The 20614-nt window shown below is 28.4% G+C and carries 16 protein-coding genes; 1 reads left to right on the forward strand and 15 read right to left on the reverse strand.

Annotated elements, in window-relative coordinates:
* Nucleotides 1–11: 11 nt before the first annotated feature.
* The 15 genes from CURI_RS10500 to CURI_RS10570 all read right to left on the reverse strand — a co-directional run bounded on the left by CURI_RS10500 (nt 12) and on the right by CURI_RS10570 (nt 19395).
* Nucleotides 12–1331 carry a nucleotide sugar dehydrogenase gene (locus tag CURI_RS10500; RefSeq protein ID WP_014968237.1) on the reverse strand — a complete coding sequence of 440 codons (1320 nt, stop codon included), beginning with the start codon at nt 1329–1331 and terminating at the stop codon, nt 12–14.
* Nucleotides 1332–1498: 167 nt separating this feature from the next.
* Nucleotides 1499–2416 (reverse strand): GGDEF domain-containing response regulator, encoded by a 918-nt coding sequence (locus tag CURI_RS10505; RefSeq protein ID WP_014968238.1) that lies wholly within the window; start codon nt 2414–2416, stop codon nt 1499–1501.
* Nucleotides 2417–2617: 201 nt separating this feature from the next.
* A complete protein-coding gene (locus tag CURI_RS10510) occupies nt 2618–4339 on the reverse strand; it encodes a methyl-accepting chemotaxis protein (RefSeq protein ID WP_014968239.1) in 1722 nt (573 codons plus the stop codon).
* Nucleotides 4340–4493: 154 nt separating this feature from the next.
* Nucleotides 4494–7613 carry a hybrid sensor histidine kinase/response regulator gene (locus CURI_RS10515; protein ID WP_014968240.1) on the reverse strand — a complete coding sequence of 1040 codons (3120 nt, stop codon included), beginning with the start codon at nt 7611–7613 and terminating at the stop codon, nt 4494–4496.
* Nucleotides 7614–7771: 158 nt separating this feature from the next.
* The gene (locus CURI_RS10520; RefSeq protein ID WP_014968241.1) at nt 7772–8941 is read right to left on the reverse strand and encodes an RNA-guided endonuclease InsQ/TnpB family protein; all 1170 of its coding nucleotides are present in this window, start codon (nt 8939–8941) and stop codon (nt 7772–7774) included.
* A gap of 291 nt (nt 8942–9232) precedes the next feature.
* On the reverse strand, nt 9233–10348 hold the full coding sequence (locus CURI_RS10525) for a response regulator (protein WP_014968242.1): 1116 nt from the start codon (nt 10346–10348) through the stop codon (nt 9233–9235).
* Nucleotides 10345–13437, reverse strand: coding sequence for an ATP-binding protein (locus tag CURI_RS10530; RefSeq protein WP_014968243.1), 3093 nt, complete (start codon nt 13435–13437; stop codon nt 10345–10347). Before CURI_RS10530 ends, CURI_RS10525 begins: the two co-directional genes overlap by 4 nt.
* A gap of 171 nt (nt 13438–13608) precedes the next feature.
* The gene (gene folK, locus CURI_RS10535; protein WP_014968244.1) at nt 13609–14091 is read right to left on the reverse strand and encodes a 2-amino-4-hydroxy-6-hydroxymethyldihydropteridine diphosphokinase; all 483 of its coding nucleotides are present in this window, start codon (nt 14089–14091) and stop codon (nt 13609–13611) included.
* The gene (folB, locus tag CURI_RS10540) at nt 14084–14449 is read right to left on the reverse strand and encodes a dihydroneopterin aldolase (RefSeq protein ID WP_014968245.1); all 366 of its coding nucleotides are present in this window, start codon (nt 14447–14449) and stop codon (nt 14084–14086) included. Before folB ends, folK begins: the two co-directional genes overlap by 8 nt.
* Complete coding sequence (gene folP, locus CURI_RS10545) at nt 14437–15288, reverse strand: dihydropteroate synthase (RefSeq protein ID WP_014968246.1); 852 nt, start codon at nt 15286–15288, stop codon at nt 14437–14439. The genes folB and folP overlap by 13 nt, the downstream gene beginning before the upstream one ends.
* Nucleotides 15289–15297: 9 nt before the next feature.
* Nucleotides 15298–15858 carry a GTP cyclohydrolase I FolE gene (gene folE, locus CURI_RS10550; RefSeq protein ID WP_041701781.1) on the reverse strand — a complete coding sequence of 187 codons (561 nt, stop codon included), beginning with the start codon at nt 15856–15858 and terminating at the stop codon, nt 15298–15300.
* A gap of 35 nt (nt 15859–15893) precedes the next feature.
* Nucleotides 15894–16616: a nucleotidyltransferase gene (locus tag CURI_RS10555; RefSeq protein WP_014968248.1), complete on the reverse strand. Its 723-nt coding sequence runs from the start codon at nt 16614–16616 to the stop codon at nt 15894–15896.
* The gene (locus CURI_RS10560; RefSeq protein WP_014968249.1) at nt 16606–17427 is read right to left on the reverse strand and encodes an aminotransferase class IV; all 822 of its coding nucleotides are present in this window, start codon (nt 17425–17427) and stop codon (nt 16606–16608) included. Before CURI_RS10560 ends, CURI_RS10555 begins: the two co-directional genes overlap by 11 nt.
* Nucleotides 17428–17435: 8 nt before the next feature.
* Nucleotides 17436–18812 carry an aminodeoxychorismate synthase component I gene (pabB, locus tag CURI_RS10565; protein WP_014968250.1) on the reverse strand — a complete coding sequence of 459 codons (1377 nt, stop codon included), beginning with the start codon at nt 18810–18812 and terminating at the stop codon, nt 17436–17438.
* A gap of 10 nt (nt 18813–18822) precedes the next feature.
* Nucleotides 18823–19395 (reverse strand): anthranilate synthase component II, encoded by a 573-nt coding sequence (locus CURI_RS10570; protein WP_014968251.1) that lies wholly within the window; start codon nt 19393–19395, stop codon nt 18823–18825.
* Nucleotides 19396–19726: 331 nt separating this feature from the next.
* Between CURI_RS10570 and CURI_RS10575 the strand changes: the two genes are divergently transcribed.
* On the forward strand, nt 19727–20560 hold the full coding sequence (locus CURI_RS10575) for a TIM barrel protein (protein WP_014968252.1): 834 nt from the start codon (nt 19727–19729) through the stop codon (nt 20558–20560).
* Nucleotides 20561–20614: the final 54 nt, after the last annotated feature.

Raw genomic sequence — 20614 nt, forward strand, 5'->3', positions numbered from 1 at the left:
TTACTATTTTCTTATAAAGACCAATATATGAAATCTTCGTTCATATCTTGCTTTTTGAATATGCTCTTTACATCAATTAATGTTTTCTTCGCATTTAAATCATTTCGATACATATTCTTAATTTCTTTTATAGATAGTTCCTTAAATTCATCATGGCTAACTGCAAATATTATACAATCCGCATCTTTTACCTTATCTAAATTTACTAAATCTATATTATAGAACTGTTTAATTTCTTCAGCATCAGCTACTGGGTCTACGACCTTAACATCCACATCATATTCTTTAAATCTATTTATAATATCTAATACCTTAGAATTTCTAATATCAGAACAGTTCTCCTTAAATGTAATACCCAAAATATAAATATTTGCTTCATTTACAGCAATTTTAGCCTTAATCATATTTTTAATAGAAATATCAGCAATAAAATTGCCCATATCGTCATTAATTTTTCTACCAGATAGGATAATTTGTGAATGATAACCTAGTTTCTCCGCCTGATAAATAAAATAATAAGGATCAACCCCAATACAATGACCTCCAACAAGTCCTGGCGTGAATCCCAGCGCATTCCACTTTGTATTCATCGCATCAATTACTTCGCTAGTATTGATATCCATTTTCTCGAAAACAATGGCTAATTCATTCATAAATGCAATATTTATATCTCTTTGAGTATTTTCAACTAATTTGGCTGCTTCTGCGACCTTAATACTTTTAGCCCTGTGTACTCCTGCTTCAATAATCATTTCATATACTTGTGCAATAGTTTCCATAGACTCATCATCTATTCCAGATACTATTTTAACAATATTCTCTAATCTATTTACTTTATCCCCTGGATTAATTCGCTCAGGTGAATATCCAACTTTAAAGTCTCTACCACACTCTAAACCCGACTCAGCTTCAATAGTAGGTATACAAATATCCTCTGTGACACCTGGGAAAACAGTCGATTCATACACTACTATTGATCCTTTAGTTAGATTGCGACCAACTAATTTAGAAGCCTCTATTAAAGGTGTTAAGTCTGGAGTTTTATCATGATTAATTGGTGTAGGAACTGCTATTACAATGAAATTCACTTCTTTTAATTTATTTTCATCCCAAGTGAAATCAACTTTACATGATTTTATTTCATCATCTCCAACTTCATTGGTTGGATCTTTACCATTTAGATACTTCTTAACTTTATCTTTATTAATATCAAATCCTATAGTTTTTACTTTCTTACTAAATGACACAGCTAGTGGCATTCCAACATAACCAAGACCTACAACTGCAATTTTCTTCTCTCCGATTATTATTTCCTCATACATATTGTTCATATAATTTCCACATCCGTTCTTTTGATTTTTATGGTAGACTTTACTCTTAATAAAATTAAAATTTGTATAATATAAAAAACTAAATGATATGCTGTATTCAACTATAGATATATAATCTCAAAGATATTAATTTTCCTCTATTTTATGACATTTAGATAAATGAATACTCATATTCTCTTTGCTGCACCCTTTAGGATATAAAGTTCATCGTCTGCTTTTTTTAATAGCTCAGTTATTGATAAATCATAACTATCCATTGTTGCTATCCCTGCACAAAAAGAAATTTTCAAGTTATATCTTTCTTCATCAATAAGATAGTCTTTATTTTTAATAGATGCTCTTATATCTTCTACTATTTTTAATGCTTTTTTATCTGTTGTGTCAGGTAGAAGTAGTATAAATTCATCTCCTCCGTATCTGAAAACTTCTCCATAGTTTCCGAGGCTGATATTTATAGTTTCTACAAAATCTTTCAATATTTTATCTCCAAAACTGTGACCGTAATTATCATTAATTTTTTTAAAATTATCTAAATCTAAGAATACAACTGATAATACTTTTCTACTTTTCTTATGAATCTTTTTTTCTTCTTCGAATCTCTTCTTAAGAAAATTTCTATTATATGCTCCAGTTAATTCATCTGTAAATTCAATCTTTTTTCTTTCAATTATTCCTTTTACACGATATATAAGTTCTCTACTATCAAAAGGCTTTTTCAAGACATCATCTACACCTTCTCTTAAGCAATTCCAATTAACTTCATTTTCTGATATATATATAATAGGTAACTCTAAATTTTGTTTTAATATATGTTCTTTAATACTTGGACATTCATTTTCATAGAATTTGCATTTTATCACTACTAGGTCTATTAGTTCCATTTCCAAGTCTACTAATAATTCATCTACGTTTGAGTATAGTATTATTTTATATTCACATAATATGTTTTTCAATAATCTTAATACTTCTAAATTATCGTATATTATCGCTATAGTAACTTTTTTGTTAGCTTTTAACTTTTTTTCATCTGAAGTTTTATGATTATATTCCTTATCTTCTAAAGAAAAATTTGTTGTCCTTTTCACTTTTATCACCTCTCTAAAAGTTACTATGTAAATCTTACTAGAAGTGTCTGAACAATTTCTGAACAGTTATAAGTATTTCTATTTCAATAAAAAATTCCTTTGATTTAGAGAATTTAAAATCAAAGGAATTTACTTATATATTTATATATATTTAATTCTAATAGAGCTTTACTTATATTAATAATATTAAGTTCTTTATCATTAGATAGTAAACTTATTAACTAAATCTTCAAGATCATAAACTATTTCTTTTAATTCATTTGAGGAGTTAGAAACTTGCTCTACACTAGATGACTGCTCTTCTACAGACGCTGATATCTCTTCTGTTGATGCTGCTGACTCTTGAGCTATAGAGCTTATTTCATCCATTGTAGCTACAAATTCATCTTTATTCTTCTCTATAGATTGTATATTGTTTGTTAATATATCTAGCTGATCAATCATTCCTGAAACTTGTTTATTAATATGTTCAAATGCCATTTTAGTATCTCTTGATACCATATTAGTTTGTTCTATGGTTGATATAGATTCTTCAACTTGTGATTTTGTATTATCTACTTCCTTTTTTATATTTACTATAATTTCTTCAATCTCATTAGTTGATGTAGCTACGTCACCAGCTAGATTTCTAATCTCATCTGCAACTACAGCGAAACCTTTTCCATGTTCGCCTGCTCTTGCGGCTTCTATCGCAGCATTAAGCGATAATAAATTAATTTGTTCTGTAATTGAATTGATTACTTCTATTACTTTTCCAATAGATTCTGATTCATTGTTCAGCAAACCTACTTGATTTACCACTTTATCAGATATATCAATATTGGCTTGTACAGAATCTTCTAATTTCTTAGCGTATTCCATACCTTCTCTATTTGCTTTAGTAGTTTCTTCTATATATTGCTTTATATTATTAGAGTTATCTACAGACTCATCTATTTGCTTTGATAACAGTTCAAGCTTATTAGCTCCATCCTGAATATTTGCAGCTAGACTAGTTGCACCTTGTGCTAGTTCATCAGTAGCTTTTGCTACACCCTCAATAGAAGAGGATGTTTCTGTCATTATAGTTGAAACATTATCTGAATTATAAGTTACTCTTTCAGAGCTCTCTTTTATATCACTTACTATTTGTCTAAGATTAGATCTCATAGTATTTATCATTTCTTCTATTTCGTATACTTCATCTTCAAAGGTATTTTCATTTTTCTTATGTCCTGTTTTATTATTTTCTAATAGTTCTAGCTTAGAGATATCTTCTATTACTTCTCTAAGTTGTCCCATACGTTTTGAAAGATGTCTTCCAACGTAAACAGAAGCTATAATGCCTAAGACTACTATTATAGTAGATATTATTGCAAGTTTTATCCTTGTACTATTGTAGTTAGCCTTATTTTCATTATTTTCTTTATCTGCTTCTTGATTATTCATTTCTATAAGTTGTAGCATCAAGCCATTAACTGTTCTAAAATGTTCATTTGAATTTCCCATAGCTAGAGCCATAGCTTCTTCATCTTTATTAAGTATACTTAACTCTATTAGTTCATCACTAATTTTTATGTAGTCTATCCACTCTTTGTTTATTTGATTTACTATATTTTTTTGTTTCTCATAGTTTATAGCTTCAGAATATTGGTTCAACATTACTTCAAAATCACTCTTTAAGTCTTTTAGCTCTTCTTCTATTTCTTTTGAATGTTCCTCATCTTGTGATATTATATGCATATACTCTCTAGCTCTATAGTCAGCTAAAATACCATCTGCTTTATAAGCTAAGTCTATACCTTTGAGCCATACATTAGTGATTTTGTCTGACCCTTGTTGAACTTTTTCTAGCGAATAGTTAGAATATATATTAACTAATATCATAGAAATAATTATCATAGCGAGGGTACTATATATCCTCGTCTTAATTGTTAATCTCATAGTTTATCATCCTCCTATTAATTAAATATGAACTAAAGTCACACTGATTTTAAAATTATATTGATATACCCAGTTTTCAATATAAATTTTATCAAAATAGCTCTGAACAATTTCTGAACAGTTAATATCTAATACTTTTCTCAATATAACAAAACTATCTCTCATGATTTTTGGTTTCTGGTATAATAATCTTCACTCTTGTATACTCATAAGGCTTACTCTCTAGTGTTAACTCAGCTCCTTTTAATATTTTTATTTTATTCATCACATTACTAAACCCAATTCTTTGACTTTTTCCACTCAATAATTCTCGTTGTTTTTCAAAGTCAATTCCTATACCATTGTCTTCAATAGTAATACTTATAAAGCCTGATCTTTCTCTATATATACTAATTTTGATTTTTCCAGCATCACTTTTATTTTTTATACCATGATTAACCGAATTCTCTACTAAAGGTTGTAGTGTAAGTGGTGGAATCATAGCTCTTAATTCTCCTTCTATATCATACTCAACCTTTAACCTTTCTCCATATCTTATTTGCTCAATTTCTAAATATGCAGTTACCAATTCTAGCTCTGACTCTAGTGATATAAGACATTCGCTCTGATGAACATCTAGTTTCCCTCTAAAATAGGTTGATAAGTTATTTAGTGCTTTTCTAGCTTTATTAGTATCCTTATAGCTAAGTCCAATAATAGTATTCAGTGTATTATATAAAAAGTGAGGTGATATTTGGGAATAAAAGTACTGAAACTCTTTTTTTAATCCATCTTCTACAGATTTTTTCATTAGCAATAAGGAGTTAATCCTTGTCTTTAGCTCTTCAGTATTTGATGTTTTTTTCTGAAAGTCATTGGCTCCATAGTCAAAAGCATTCATTAAGTCAATTGTTTTACCTGAGGCAGTTAATATCATTATAGGAAGCTCTGCCATGGTGTATTTTTGGCGAATCTTTTTACAAACTTCATCACCGGACATGTCTGGTAGCATAAAGTCCAAAATAATCAAGTCAACCTTGTTTTTTTCGATAATGTCTAATGTCTCAGCTCCATTATAAGCTATAAGCGTATTAAGTCCCATCTGATCTATAACATATTCTAAAACTTTCTGATTTAATGGCTCATCATCTACAATAAGCACTGTTTGTCTTTCTATATTATTCTCACTTTCTTTTTTCATATTTAAATCTAATAATGTTTCTGGTTCATAAGTATTATATTGATAGGACATTAGTTTATCTTTTTCTTCAATTTCACCCTCATATATAGGTAGAGTAATCTTAAAGGTAGATCCTTTCTTATAAACTGATTCTACTGATATATTACCACCGTGTCCCTCTACCAATTGTTTTACTATAGACAACCCCAGTCCTAGCCCTTGATTAGATTTATCATTCTTATTTTTCTGATAAAAAGTATTAAAAACATCTTTTAAGTATTTTTCTTCAATTCCTATTCCTGTATCAGATACTTTAATTATAGCCTGTTCATACTCTAACGATGCTGTTATACTTACTTCTCCAGATTCAGTATACTTTATTGCATTGTGAACTAAGTTATAGATAATCTGTCTAAACTTATCAGAATCCAACTTTAGTGCTGGAAACTCTTTGGGAATACGATTTTTTAATATAATTTGTTTATCCTTTGGAATTAAAATTTTCATTTCTTTTAAAATATCTTCTACAATTGTATATGGATTTATTGGACTCAATCTTAATTTTATTTCACCTTTTTTTACCTGAGAGGCATCTAATAAATCCTCCACTAGACGAGATAGTCTCTGACCTTCTTGATGTATAAAGTATAAGTCTTCTTGCTGTTTTGAGTTAAGAGATCCCTTCCTTCCCTCTAATAAGAACTTTGTTAAATTTAGTATAATATATAGGGGCGTACGTAGTTCGTGTGAAGCTTTGGCTAGAAATTCATCTTTTAATCTATCATACATAATAAGTTTTTCAGAAAGATTATTTACTTGTTCATAATCTAATTGAAGACGTCGATTCATTAATAAAGCAATACTTATCATTATTATAAAGATTAAAATCATAGATGTATGTCCCAAATCTATTTCAAAAAATATTTTAATAGATATTGTTATCCAATAAAGAAACATAGCATTTGTAATTACAATAATGTACTCCAAAGAATCCACTTTATTATATATTGCTTTTAATAAGATCCAAAATATGTATCCATAACTTATAGCTAAACTAGTAAGAACTATAGCTTGTACATACCCCATAGTAATGCTTAATGGATTTTTAGGATTATTAAAAGTTAGTATAATCATCATAAGCATGATTTTAACAATTATACCCATAGTTCTTTTATTCACATATTCATAAAAGAAATGGTGTATAAATTTCAAAACGCAAATCATTATCATAATCATCAATAGAATCTGAATACGAATTCTAGCTATCCAGTCATAGGTATATACTAAATCTAATAGCTGTTCATTCATAGTAGATAAATATATACCCATAAAAAAGCACATTCCACTAAAATATCCAAAATGCTTCTCCTTTTGTCTCTGAATGTACGTTAAAAGAAAGTATATTCCTAATACTAGACAGACTGAAATAATAAGTGCATCCATCGCCCTATCTTTATTGTTTGTATTCATAATAGTCTCAGAAGTTCCAAATTCAATTGATTTTAATATACCTCCAACTCTATACTCATAACTAGATACTTGAATAACTAATTCAATTTCTTTATTTGAGCTACTTCCCATTGCTATTTTATATTTACTCTCTGGATTAAAGTTTTCTCTATCTAGAGATGGATTTCCCATACTCATAACTTCTTCTCCATTAAAGTATATACGGCTTGCTGATCTTATTGTTTTAGTTTTGATACCATATACTCTGTCCTCTGGAACTTTTATTACGAGGCGATAGGTTCCAGATTCATTTATATATCCATTTGATTCCCAAGAGCTAGGAACCTCTATATATTTTTCCAATAGATTATCTTTTGTTTCTTTTTGGCTTGGATCGAGTAATGTATGCGGATAAAATCTCCACTCACCATCTAGTTTAATATTTTCTTCTTTAGCTGGATCCCAGTTCTGAATATTTAAAATTCCATTCTCAGCTATATAGTTCGTCTCCGACTTTAAAAAGTTAAGCTTTAAAATATTACCTATAATTAGTAAAGTAATCATTAGTGAAATAATGACAGAAATAATATATTTAATTTTAAGATCATTTTTATTTCTAGGAAATAACTTATTTTTTATTAATATAATTTTTTTCTCAATAACCATTACTTCCTGCTACTCAAAATATGGTCAAATGTATTCATATTGAGATTATTCTTGTTTCATAGAACCTCTCCTTGCCTAAGCTACTACGATTTGGTATGGTTCTCCACAAGCTTTAATTCCGAAGTTAGCCCTCCGTACATATATAAGTGCTTTTCAATTTAAGCTATCCTATATTTTTTAGCATTTTTAAGATTTATACTTGCATTTAAATCTCTATCAATATTAATTCCACATTCACATCTATAAACTCTATCTTTAAGTTTCAAATCTTTCTTAATTTCTCCACACTTACTACATGTCTTTGATGATGGATAGAATCTATCAACTATTCTAAGTTCTATATTATTTTGTTTACACTTAGAGCTTAGCTTTGTTCTGAATTCAAAGAATTTTTGATTTGAAATGGACTTTGATAAATGCTTATTCTTCATCATTCCACTAACATTTAAATCTTCAATAGTTATATAGCTTGGTTTTTGCTTAACTATTTTTGATATAGTTTTATTTATATAGTCTGTTCTTATGTTTGTTAATTTTTGATGAAGTTTTTGTACTTTGACTACTTGCTTTTGGATATTTTGACGAGTAGCTCTCCCTTCCTTTATATTTTTATTTCTTAATTTCAAACTCTCATATTTTCTTGATAGTTTTCTTTGCTCTCTTTTTAATTTCTTTTCTATTTTCTTGATTCTTGATGTTTTATTTATATTTTTAAACTTTTTTCCATCGCTACATATAGCAAATTCTTTTAAACCAACATCTATACCTATTCCCTCATTTGTAGGTTTTTGTGATATTTGTATATCTTCTTCAACTAATATAGATACATAATATCTATCAGCCTTTTGACTAACTGTACCACTTTTTACTATTGAGTTTGTAGATATATATCCATATTCTTTAAGTCTTACCCAACCAAGAGTAGGTATTTTAACTCTATGTCTTTCGATACTCCAGTCAGTCTTATTATTTTTAGGAAAGTATGCTTTTATATTTTGATTTTTCTTCTTTTTAAATTTAGGAAAACTCGTTTTTCCTTTAAAAAAATCCTTAAAAGCCTTATCTGCATTCATAATAGATTGTTTTACTGCTTTTGAAGAAACTTCTTTTATCCATTTTTTATCTTGATTATTAGGTATATACTCGTTATTTAACCATTTAGAAAAATCCATTCCACTAACAAATCTTTTTTCTTTTTCATAAACTTCTTTATTATGAGCAATATAAAAATTATATATAAATCTACATATACCTATAGTCTGATGTACTTTTATTTTTTGTTCACCAGTAGGTTTAATTTCTATCTTGTATGCTCTTTTCAACTTCATAATCCTCCTTGATTTCTTTGCAAGGTTATTACCGATACATTTAACAGTTCTGCAAATTCTTTTGATTTATAATGTTGGCTTATGTAATAACAACTTTTCCACGATTACATAATATTACATTTGATTATGTTTGTTTATGCTTTCATTAGCTAAAGATTATGTCCTATGTCTTCTCACTACTTTCTTTATTAGAGTTCATATGTTTCTCTATGTCAAAAATGTATTCTCAATTTTAATATGAAATTAAACTTGGTATTAGAGTTATTAAAAAATTCTCGGTATTTTTTTAGTCTATATATTAATATATCTGCTATAAGCTTTTAATATTTTTTCTTGTACATCTATTCCTAGTTCTTTATTCAATCTTCTTCTGAATATTTCGTACATTTCAATCATTTTTATTTTATTATTTATTTCTCCATAATACTTAATCAATAAATAGGCATATTCTTCATCGTATGGAGATAACTCTAGCATTTTTATTAAACAATTTTCCACTAACAAAGATTTATTTTTAGAAGTTAGTTCAACTAAATACTTTTCTAAATATTGTAAGGTTTTTCTTCTTAGTTCTTGTTGCTTATACAAGCACCAAGAATAATCTTCTTCTTCTAAATAATCTCCTCTATATAACTCTAGTATTTTCTTAACATTTTCTTTATTTACTTTTGAATCTTCTAGTATATTTTCTAATTCTATTAAGTCAATTTGAACATCAATATTCAATCTATAGTGATTATTTTCTAGAACAATTGGATTTAGATTTACACTTATCTTTTCTCTAATAGTCTTTCTAAGCTGATATATAGTTGTGTGTAATAAAGTAGTTGCCTTATCTATAGGAACATCATACCATAATTCTTCCACTATTTTCATTTTATGAATAGGCTGTTTTTTATGCTGAACTAAAAAAGCAAATAACTCTCTAACTTTCTGAGTTCTCCATTTAATTGGAATACACTTATAATCTAATACCTGAAGTTTTCCCATAGTGGATATGACTAATTGGCTACTTTCTTTTTCATTTAAACTATTAGTATTTCTTTTCTGTCTATGCTCTTTCAGTCTTAAAATACTCTTTCTCAACCTCTCAATTTTAACTGGTTTTAATAAGTAGTCAATTGCATTTACTTCAAAAGCCTTTATTGCATATTGAGGATATGCAGTTACAAAAACAATATCCATATCATAATTGTTTTTTTTAATTTCATTTACAAGCCCAATTCCACTTAATTCTCCCATTTCTATATCTAAAAATAAAGCATCAACCTTCATACTGGATAACTCTTTTAACGCCCTATTTGGATCTGTAAATTTTCCAACTACCTCCATACCATCTATTTGACTTATCAAAATTTCCAATACTTCTAGTCCCAATTCCTCATCATCAACTAACAATACCTTCAATCACTTCTCACCTCTGATAAAATTATAGTTATTGTAGTGCCATAGCCCTCCTTACTATCTAGTAAAAATTTTGATTTTTTTATAAGCTTAAGTTTCTTAAATACATTTGAAAAACCAATACTGCCATTTTTATTTGAAAGTATTTTTTTCTGTTGTTCTTCACATATTCCAACACCATCATCTCTAACGATAATCTTTATTTCTTTATTCTGTTGTCTTTGAATAGATATATTTATAGTTCCATTCGAGCTTTTCTTAGCTATACCATGACGTACTGCATTTTCAACTATAGGCTGTATTGTTAAAGATGGCAGTAATATATCTATACTCTCATCGATATCATACTCTACTTTTAATTTTTCACCGTATCTCATTTGCTCTATGGATAAATAAGCTTTAAGCAGCTCAATCTCTTTTTCTAAGGAAATAAAATCATTATGATTATAGAAATCTAATTTTGCTCTGAAGTATGTGGCTAGGTTATGTAGTGCCTCACGTGTTTTTTCCTCATCTCTATAACTCAATCCAATTATCGTATTTAGTGTATTATATAAGAAGTGTGGCTTTATTTGAGCTTGTAGATAATTTAACTCATGTTTTATAGCATTTTGTGCTAATAATTTCATGCACATTAATGATTCTATATGAGCTTTTAGTTCCTCCAGGCAAATCGGTTTCTGTATAAAGTCGTTCGCCCCAATATTAAAAGAGTCTATCATATCTCGTAATCTACCTGATGCTGTAAGTATTAAAATTGGTAATTCTACCATATGATAATGTCTTCTAATAACTTTACATACATCATAGCCTGACATATCTGGCATCATTAGATCTAAAATTACCATGTCAATTTTTTCATTTTTCAATACTTGTAAAGCGCTTTCTCCACTATCGGCTGCGATTACAGTATATTTTAAACAATTAACTGTATCCATCAGAATCTTTAAATTTGAATGTTCATCATCAACTACTAATATTGTTTTTTCTACTGTACCATGTATCTTTTTGGGCAAAGTCATACTCATACTATCATGTTTTTCTTCAGTATATTTTCTATCGTTAATTTGGGATTCTATATCTTTCCCTTCATTAGTATCTATGCTAGTATCACTTACTACAGGAAGTGTAAAGGTAAACTCTGTGCCTTTGCCTCTTTCAGAGTTAACCCATATATCTCCGCCATGTAGTTCTACTAACTTCTTTACTATACCTAATCCAAGGCCAAGACCTTGTGGTATATTTTTTCTATAATTTTTTCCTTGATAGAACGATGTAAATATATATTGTAATTCATTTTCTTCAATTCCTACTCCTGTATCTATTATAGATATATATACTTTTTTATCATAAAGTTTGACTAAAACTCTTATTTCTCCATATTTTGTGAACTTTATGGCATTATGAATTAAGTTAGACATAATTTGTCTAAATCGATTTACATCCACGTAAATTAAAAGTATTTCTTCAGAAATCTCACTCTTAATATCAATATTTTTTTCCTCTGGTATTAAATATCTTATTTCATAAATAATTTCATTTATAATCCTTATATCAACCATAGATGGAGAGATTTCTGTCACTCCATGTCTTAGTTTTGATGCATCTAATAAGTCCTCCACTATATTTGTTAATGCTTTTCCTTTATTATTTATTACCATAACACTTTTTTGTTGTTTTAAATTTAGTAATCCTTCTCTACCTTCTAATAATAGTTGCGATAAACTATTTATTATATGGAGTGGTGTTCTTAATTCATGAGATGTCTTAGCCAAAAATTGATCCTTTAACTCATCATTAATTTTTAGTTTTTGGGATAGTTTATCTATTTGATTATATGAATCCTGCAATCTATGTGATATTAGTAATCCTAGTCCAAAAGTCATTACTAAAAGTAAGAGTATTGGTATATTTCCTATTTCAATTTCAAACAAAAAGTTTACGCCAAGTAACAATCCATAGTAAATAAATGTTGTAGCTATAATTAAAATATAGCCTGACTCTACAGTCTTATTCCGTAAAACTTTAAATAATGTGTATAGTATATATCCATAACTAGCTGCTAAAATAATAACTATTATAATCTGTGTAGTATATATTGAAATATTTTTTTCTATAAAGCTATCTGTAGGCTTAAAACCTAATAAAAATCCTTCTATTAATAATGAATACTTTAGAATTTTAACTATCCTTCTATTTGTATAGTTATTTAAAAAAGCATGTATAAACATTAGAAAAAAAAGTATAACAAAATGTATCAATACCATTTGTATTCTTGTTAGAGTTTGAAAATTAACATCTAGAAAAACTATATTTATTAATCTTTCATTAAGAGTTGACACATATATAGATTGAGCTATACAGAACAAACTAAAGTATAGTAAGTAGACTAGCTTTCTCCACTGAAAAAAAGATCCTAGAAAATAAAATCCTAATATGATATATCCTGATGCTATAAGACTCTCTAACAATATTTTTGTCTCTCTTTCATGTATTACTTGGTTAAAAAGTCCAAAGTCAGTGGCTTGGATAATTCCTCCCGTAGGATAGTAATAGTTCGATACATGTATAACTAATTCTACTAACTTATTTTCACTCATTCCAAACCCCATGTAAAAATCACTGTTAGTTTTATGATTCGTTATATCTTCAGACGGAACCCCACTAGATCCAACCTCATTACCATTTATAAAAGTTTTACTAGCATGACGTATAGTATTTATTTTAACTCCATATAGATCATCCCTTGGCACTTGTATCGTAAGTCTATAAGTTCCAAAACCTATAGGACTATTATCATCAGATATATGTTTATCCCATGTACCTGGTACTTTTATTATCTTTTTTATATCATGGTATTGTTCAAACACATTTTCTTTACTTTTAGGTGTTATTAATTTATTAGGATAAAACTCCCACTCTCCTGTTAGTTTAGCTGAACCTTTCTTTTTCAGATCAACATTTTCAATCACTAATATTCCATTTTTAGATTTCACTTTATCATTCGATACAATGTTAATATAACTAACACTTAAAATTGTGATTATACCAATTAAAATTGAAATAAATACCACTGTATATGTTCTTTTCATTTCTCACCCCTGTTGATATCTGTTTCATTTGTTCATATGTATTTTTGTTATTAACTTGTGTATTGGATCATTTCTGATATATCAATATATTTTTTCTTTGCTTGGATATAATACCCATATTAATTTTAAGTTAACATATAAAAAAGGTAGGATTCTAGAATCCTACCTTTTTTATATGTTATATTTTTTTATTTCTTCGCCTTTTAGTTCTTCCACTATATCTTTTATATTTTTATCATTTATTACTAAATTTTTATTAATCTCATATAGAGGAATCATCGCGAATGCTCTTTCAGTCATTCTAGGATGAGGTACAGTAAGAACCTCATCATCAGATATAAAACCTTCGTATAAAAGTACATCTACATCTATAGTTCTAGGTCCCCATCTTATAACTCGTTCTCTCTTTAACTCATTCTCTATATATTGACAGTATTTTAGTAAATCAAATGGTTCTAAACTAGTTTTTATCTCTACAACAATATTTAAAAACCAATCTTGATCAGTATATCCTACAGGCTCAGTTTCATAAAAAGAAGATATTTGAGTTACTTGTATTTCACTGTTCTCTTTTAGCAACTCTATAGATCTTTCTATATTGCCTCTAGTATCTCCTATATTTCCACCGATCCCAAGATAAGCCTGCTTACTCATTCCTACTTCTCCTTATTTCTACACCAAAGTAATCATATATGCCTGGTACTGGTGCTTCTGGTTTCTTTATTCTTACATTTATTTCTTCAACTTTACTAAAGTTATTTAGAACTGAAGCCGCTATATTTTCTGCTAACGCTTCTATAAGTTTAAACCTTTTATTTTCTACTATATCTTTTACTAGTTCATATACTTCTCCATAATGTATAGTATCTTCTACATTATCTGTTTTTCCTGCTTTACTTAAATCAGAATATATTTCTATATCAACAAAGAACTTTTGTCCTAGTGTTGTTTCTTCTGACATAACCCCATGATAACCGTAAAAACCTAGATTCTCCATTATTACTCTATCCATGGCATATTCCCTCTCACTATAGCATCTGTAACTTTTAAAGCTCTATAGTTTTCTACGACATCATGAACTCTTACTATATCTACACCTTTTATAGTTCCCATAACAGATGTAGCAATAGTACCCTCTACCCTCTGCTCTGGCTCTAAGTCTAATATCTTACCTATCATTGACTTTCTTGAAGTTCCTAGAAGTACTGGATATCCTAAATAATTTAACTCATCTAATCTATCCATAACCTCTATATTTTGTCCAGAAGTTTTTCCGAACCCTATACCTGGATCTAATATTATGTTTTCAGGTTTTACACCTGCTTCTAAAGCTATGCTTATTGACTTTCTTAGAAATCTACACATTTCTTCCATTATATCTGCTTTATATTCAGTTCCATCCTGATTGTGCATTATAACTACTGGTGCATTGTGCTTTGCAATCACGTTAGCCATATTTGGATCTTTTTGAAGGCCCCATATATCATTTATCATATGTGCCCCTGCTTTAAGAGCTCCGTCAGCTACTTCAGATTTATATGTGTCTACAGAAATAGGTGCTTCTACTTCTTTAGATAATTTCTCTATTACTGGTACTAGTCTACTTAATTCTTCTTCAACAGATATTACTGTGTGTCCTGGTCTGGTAGATTCTCCACCAATGTCTATTATATCTGCTCCTTGTTCTACCATTTCCTTAGCACGTTCTATAGCCATATCTACTTCATTATATTTTCCACCGTCAGAAAATGAATCTGGTGTAACATTTAAGATTCCCATTATATACGTTTTAGTTCCTAGATTTAGAGTGTATTTTCCACAATCTATATCTACTTTTCTAAGATTTTTCATTTTGTCCTCCTAGAATTTTATTAGTGACATTGCTTCTGCTCTAGCTTTTGCATCTTTGTTAAATAGTCCTCTAACTGCAGATGTAACTGTTTTTGACCCTGGTTTTTTTACACCTCTCATAGTCATACACATATGTTCCGCTTCAACTACTACTATAACTCCATATGGATCTAACGCTTCTTGTACAGCATCCGCTATTGTAGATGTTATTCTTTCTTGTAGTTGTGGTCTCTTTGCTACTGTATCAACTACTCTAGCTAATTTACTTAAACCTGTTAATTTACCGTCTTTAGGTATATATCCTACATGAGCTTTCCCAAAAAAAGGTACGAAGTGATGTTCACAAACTGAATAAAATGGAATATCTTTAACTAACACTAATTCTTCGTGTCCTTCTTCTCCAAAATTAACTTTAAGATGCTCTTTAGGATCTTCTTTTAAACCTGAGAAAATTTCCTCATACATTTTAGCGATTCTTTTTGGTGTATCTAAAAGACCCTCTCTTTCTGGGTTTTCTCCTATTGCTATAAGTATTTCTCTTACAGCTGCTTCTATTCTTGGCTTATCCATTGATTTATCTCCTTCCAATTACCTGTTTTTATTTTTTATATAAAGTCAAAAGGATATTCACCTTTTTCCCAAAGTAGTAGTGTACCTCCAAATGGTTCTATAACATGATTTAATATACTTTCTAGTTTATCTAACTTGTCTTCAGCATGAGTATCTTTATCATTACCAGAGTAGTATTTTTCTATCATATCTATTAATTTTCTATCTTCAATAGATTTCAACATTCTTTTATCTGGAGGTATCCATATTTTGTTTAGCTTGAAGTATGAGTTTAATAATTCTTTAATAAAAATACCACTTAAAAACTCAAAGTTTACTCTATCTTCCCTTCTACTTTTAACAGTAAGATAACTTTGAGTTAATTTAAACCTTGTATAGTTAATATTATAATCATCTAGTGTAAAAGATCCCTCTTCATATATTGTCTTTATTTTGTCTAAATACTCTTTTAGAGTATCATTAGACTTATATAAAACTTTACTTTTAGCTAACACACATATAACAGAGGATATTCTTTTTGTCATAGATAATTGTAAAAGGTTTAACGGCATATATGATATATCAAACTCTAATCCTTCTACATTTATTACTTCTCTTTGAAACTCAGCTTTATCTACAATTACAAATATATCTATATCTCTAGCTTTATCAATTTCTAACTCGCTCATTCTAGCTAATGAGCCTACCAGTATTATACCATATGGTTTTTCTTTTTCTACAATTTCACTTATTTTTTTATTAAATAAGTTATTTTTCATTTATTTCACCTATTAATTTTATATAAGACTTTATGATATTCTTAGTTATATTATTTTCTCTTATATTATAAACCTTTTTTCCTATATTTGAAATAGGCATAATTTCCATAACTGAATTAGTTATAAAAACTTCATCTGCATCTAAAATATCTCCTTTACTAAACTTACCTATATTAATTTTTAAGTCTAATTTCTGTGAAATTAATATAACTTTATCTCTTACTATGCCAGGAAGTAATCCACATTCTGTAGAAGGTGTAAATACATTTCCACTTTTAATCCAGAATATATTAGATGCAGCACCTTCTGCTATAAAACCATCAGTATTTAAAAATATAACTTCATCATATCCATTCTCCGCACCTACTTGTTTTGCTAATAAATTTTCCATATAGTTATTTGACTTAATAAAAGCAAGTATTGAATGTTGATTTCGCTTTATATCACTAAACATCATCTTAAATCCATTTTTATAATTTTCCTCAGTATATGGATTATGTCTAGTTGTTAAAAGCAAATACTCTTTATCTCTATTTTTGCTATATAGTATCTTTAAAACTCCATTTTTAACTTGATTTAGCTCTAGCAGTTTATAGCAATCTAGTTCTATATTCTTCTTTGAGTCCTTTAAAGTTAACTTCAAAGTTTTACATCCACTTATAAGTCTATCTATATGCTCTTCTAGGAATAGAATTTTTCCATTTAATACTTTTAAAGTTTCAAATAATCCATATCCAAACATAAAGCTTTCGCTTAATGGAGATACTGTATTTTCCTCTGTTTTATATACACTACCGTTTAAAATATACATTTTTTCACCTATTTATTTAGCGCTTCCATTAGTGCTTTTGCTTTATCTAGTGTCTCTTGATACTCAAATTCTGGATCTGAGTCCCAAACTATACCCCCACCTACTTGGAAGTAAGCCTTATTATCTTTACATACTACCGTTCTTATTACTATATTAATGTCCATATCTCCATTAAGTCCTATATATCCTATCGATCCTGTATATATATTTCTTTGTGTTGGTTCAAGCTCATCTATTACTTCCATAGCTCTAATTTTAGGAGCTCCTGTTATAGATCCTCCTGGGAATGTTGCTTTTATACAATCTATAGGAGTTAGTTCTTCTCTCATCTTACTTGTTACAGTAGATACTAAGTGAAAGACAGTTGGATATTCTTCTATTACAAAAAGCTCCGTTACCTTTACAGATCCTACTTCTGAGATTTTTCCTAAATCATTTCTTTCAAGGTCTACAATCATAAGAAGTTCTGCTTTATCTTTTTCACTATTTATAAGCTCTTCTTTATTTTTCAAGTCTTCTTCTGGTGTAGCACCTCTTGGTCTAGTTCCCTTTATAGGTCTTGTTTCCAATATATTATCTTTAAGCTTTAAAAATCTTTCCGGTGAGCTACTCACTATATATCCTTCTCCAAAATCCATGTAACTTGAAAATGGAGCTGGATTTATACTTCTTAATTTTCCGTATAGCTCATAAGGAGTTTCTTCTAAGTCACACTCAAATCTTTGAGTTAAGTTTATTATATATATATCTCCAGATTTTATATAGTCTCTTGTTTTCTGAATAGATTTTATATATTCATCTTTAGTAAAGTTTGATTTAAACTCCTTTTTAGTAGATACACTTGGTAAATTTATTTCTATGCCTTTTTCTTCATTTTCCTTTATTCTATTTATTATTGATTCTACTACTACATCTTCTTTTTCTTTTATGCCCAATGACGCTACATAGACTTTATCTTTATTCTCTCTATGATCTATTACTATAACTCCATCATATATTCCAAAGTGTATATCTGGTATATTCACATCATCTACAGATGTTCTTGGTAATTTCTCTATGTGATGACATAAGTCATATGAAAGATATCCTACCAGACCACCCACAAATGGTAATTCTGATTCATAGTCCATCTTATATTTTTTATAAATTTCATCTAGTTTATCAAGCGGATTACCCTTAAATCTTGTAATCTCATCATTCTCCGTTATTTCTATATCATTATCCTTGCTTTTAAATACTAGCAATGGATTAAATCCTATAAAAGAAAATTGACCTAGTTTTTCTCTATCCATTCCACTATCTAGAAAAAAAGGTCTATATTCATCTTTAAATATCGTAAAGATTTCAAAGCTATTCAGTTTAGTATTTATTTCTTTTATTAACATATATATTCCCCTACTTTCTAAACTTCTTTGCTTCTTGTAAGAAGTTATTTAAAAGCTCCATTCCTTGCTCTGTAAGTATTGCCTCTGGATGGAATTGAACTGCTTCTATCATATATTCTTTATGCTTAAATCCCATTATTTCTCCAGCATCAGTCTCAGCAGTTATCTCCAAGCAATCTGGAAGAGATTCTTTCTCAACTATTAGTGAGTGATATCTTGTTACCTTTAAAGGATTATTTAAGTCTTTAAACATTCCTTTATTTGTATGTTTAATAGGATACACTTTACCATGAATAGGCTCATTTGCTTTTATAACTTTTCCTCCAAAAACTTGTCCTATGGTTTGATGTCCTAAACAAATTCCCAGTATTGGAATTTCACCTTTAAACTCTTTAACAGCATCTATACATATCCCTGCCTCATTTGGAGTGCATGGACCTGGAGATAAGACTATCATATCTGGACTTAATTCTCTTATCTCATTTAACGTTAAACTATCGTTTCTTTTAACTAGAACTTCTTCGTTTAACCCTTGTAAATACTGAACTAAATTAAATGTAAAAGAATCATAATTATCAATCATTAAAATCAATTAAAACAGCTCCTTCTAGCGCGATCATTTTAAAATAAAATCGGCAAAGAATAAATTATACTTTTATTATCCCTGAATCTATTTTTAGTATACTGATTATATTTCATATAGTCAAAGCAAATATTATTTTTAAACTTCAATTTTCAAGTTTATTTTTGTAAATAATATATTTTTTATTTCAACGTAAAGTATATATTAGTTTGTTATGTTTTTAAATATTATTTGTTAATTAAAATAAGGTTTAAATTGTCTTTATTAGATTTGTTATTTGTGATAACTTAAGTCTATATAAAAAGTGACTATTAAATTAGGAGGTTATTATATGAAGCTAAGTTTTACATTTGATGAGAAAATTTTAAACAAAGTATCATATGAAAGTCTTATTGAAAAATCAAAAGATTATGGTGCATCAAGTCTTGAGGTTAGCCCTGATATTGCTATTTTACCTTTAAATATTTATAAAGGTATAGTGAGTACTTCTTCCAACTTCAATATGGATATAAATTATCATATTCCTTATTTTGCAAGTGAAGAGTATGAACTAGAAAATTTCTCTACATATGAAAGAGAAGCTAAGAAAAAATACGATTCTTTTCTACATCTATTAGAAGATTTGCAGAGTGATATTAAAAATAATCCTATTATAGTTGTTCATGGCTCAAATTATAACGAAAACGAAAAATCAGTGGGTATGGATAATACATTAAAGTTTTTAGATTGGATGTTAAATATAATATCTTCTAGGAATCTTAACTTTACTCTAGCTCTAGAAACTTTAAGGAAAAAAGATGTACGAAATGTATGTGATAATAGAGATGATATTTTTTATATATTAAATAGATTTAATTCTGATAATTTGAAAATTTGTTGGGATATGTGTCATGATAAGCTGAATTTTTATCCAAATGAAACTGATTTTGATGATAATTTCTTGAAGGAAGTTATTTATTGTCATATTCATGGTCATAATTTAAAATCTGATACTTCTCATATTTCTCTTGGTAAGAGTGATATAGACTATTCTAATGAAATAGAGATTCTAACTAAAAGTAACTTTAAAGGCAGTATGAATATTGAAATACTTTCTAATTTTTGTGAAGATACTTATCTTGAAGATTTATTTAACGATCTAAGTTTTATGAAAAAATCACTTTAATAAGTATAAGACCTTATATTGCTTTTTCAATAAAGGTCTTATACTTTTATACAC

The sequence above is a fragment of the Gottschalkia acidurici 9a genome, assembly GCF_000299355.1.
GTDB classification, from domain to species: Bacteria; Bacillota; Clostridia; order Tissierellales; family Gottschalkiaceae; genus Gottschalkia; species Gottschalkia acidurici.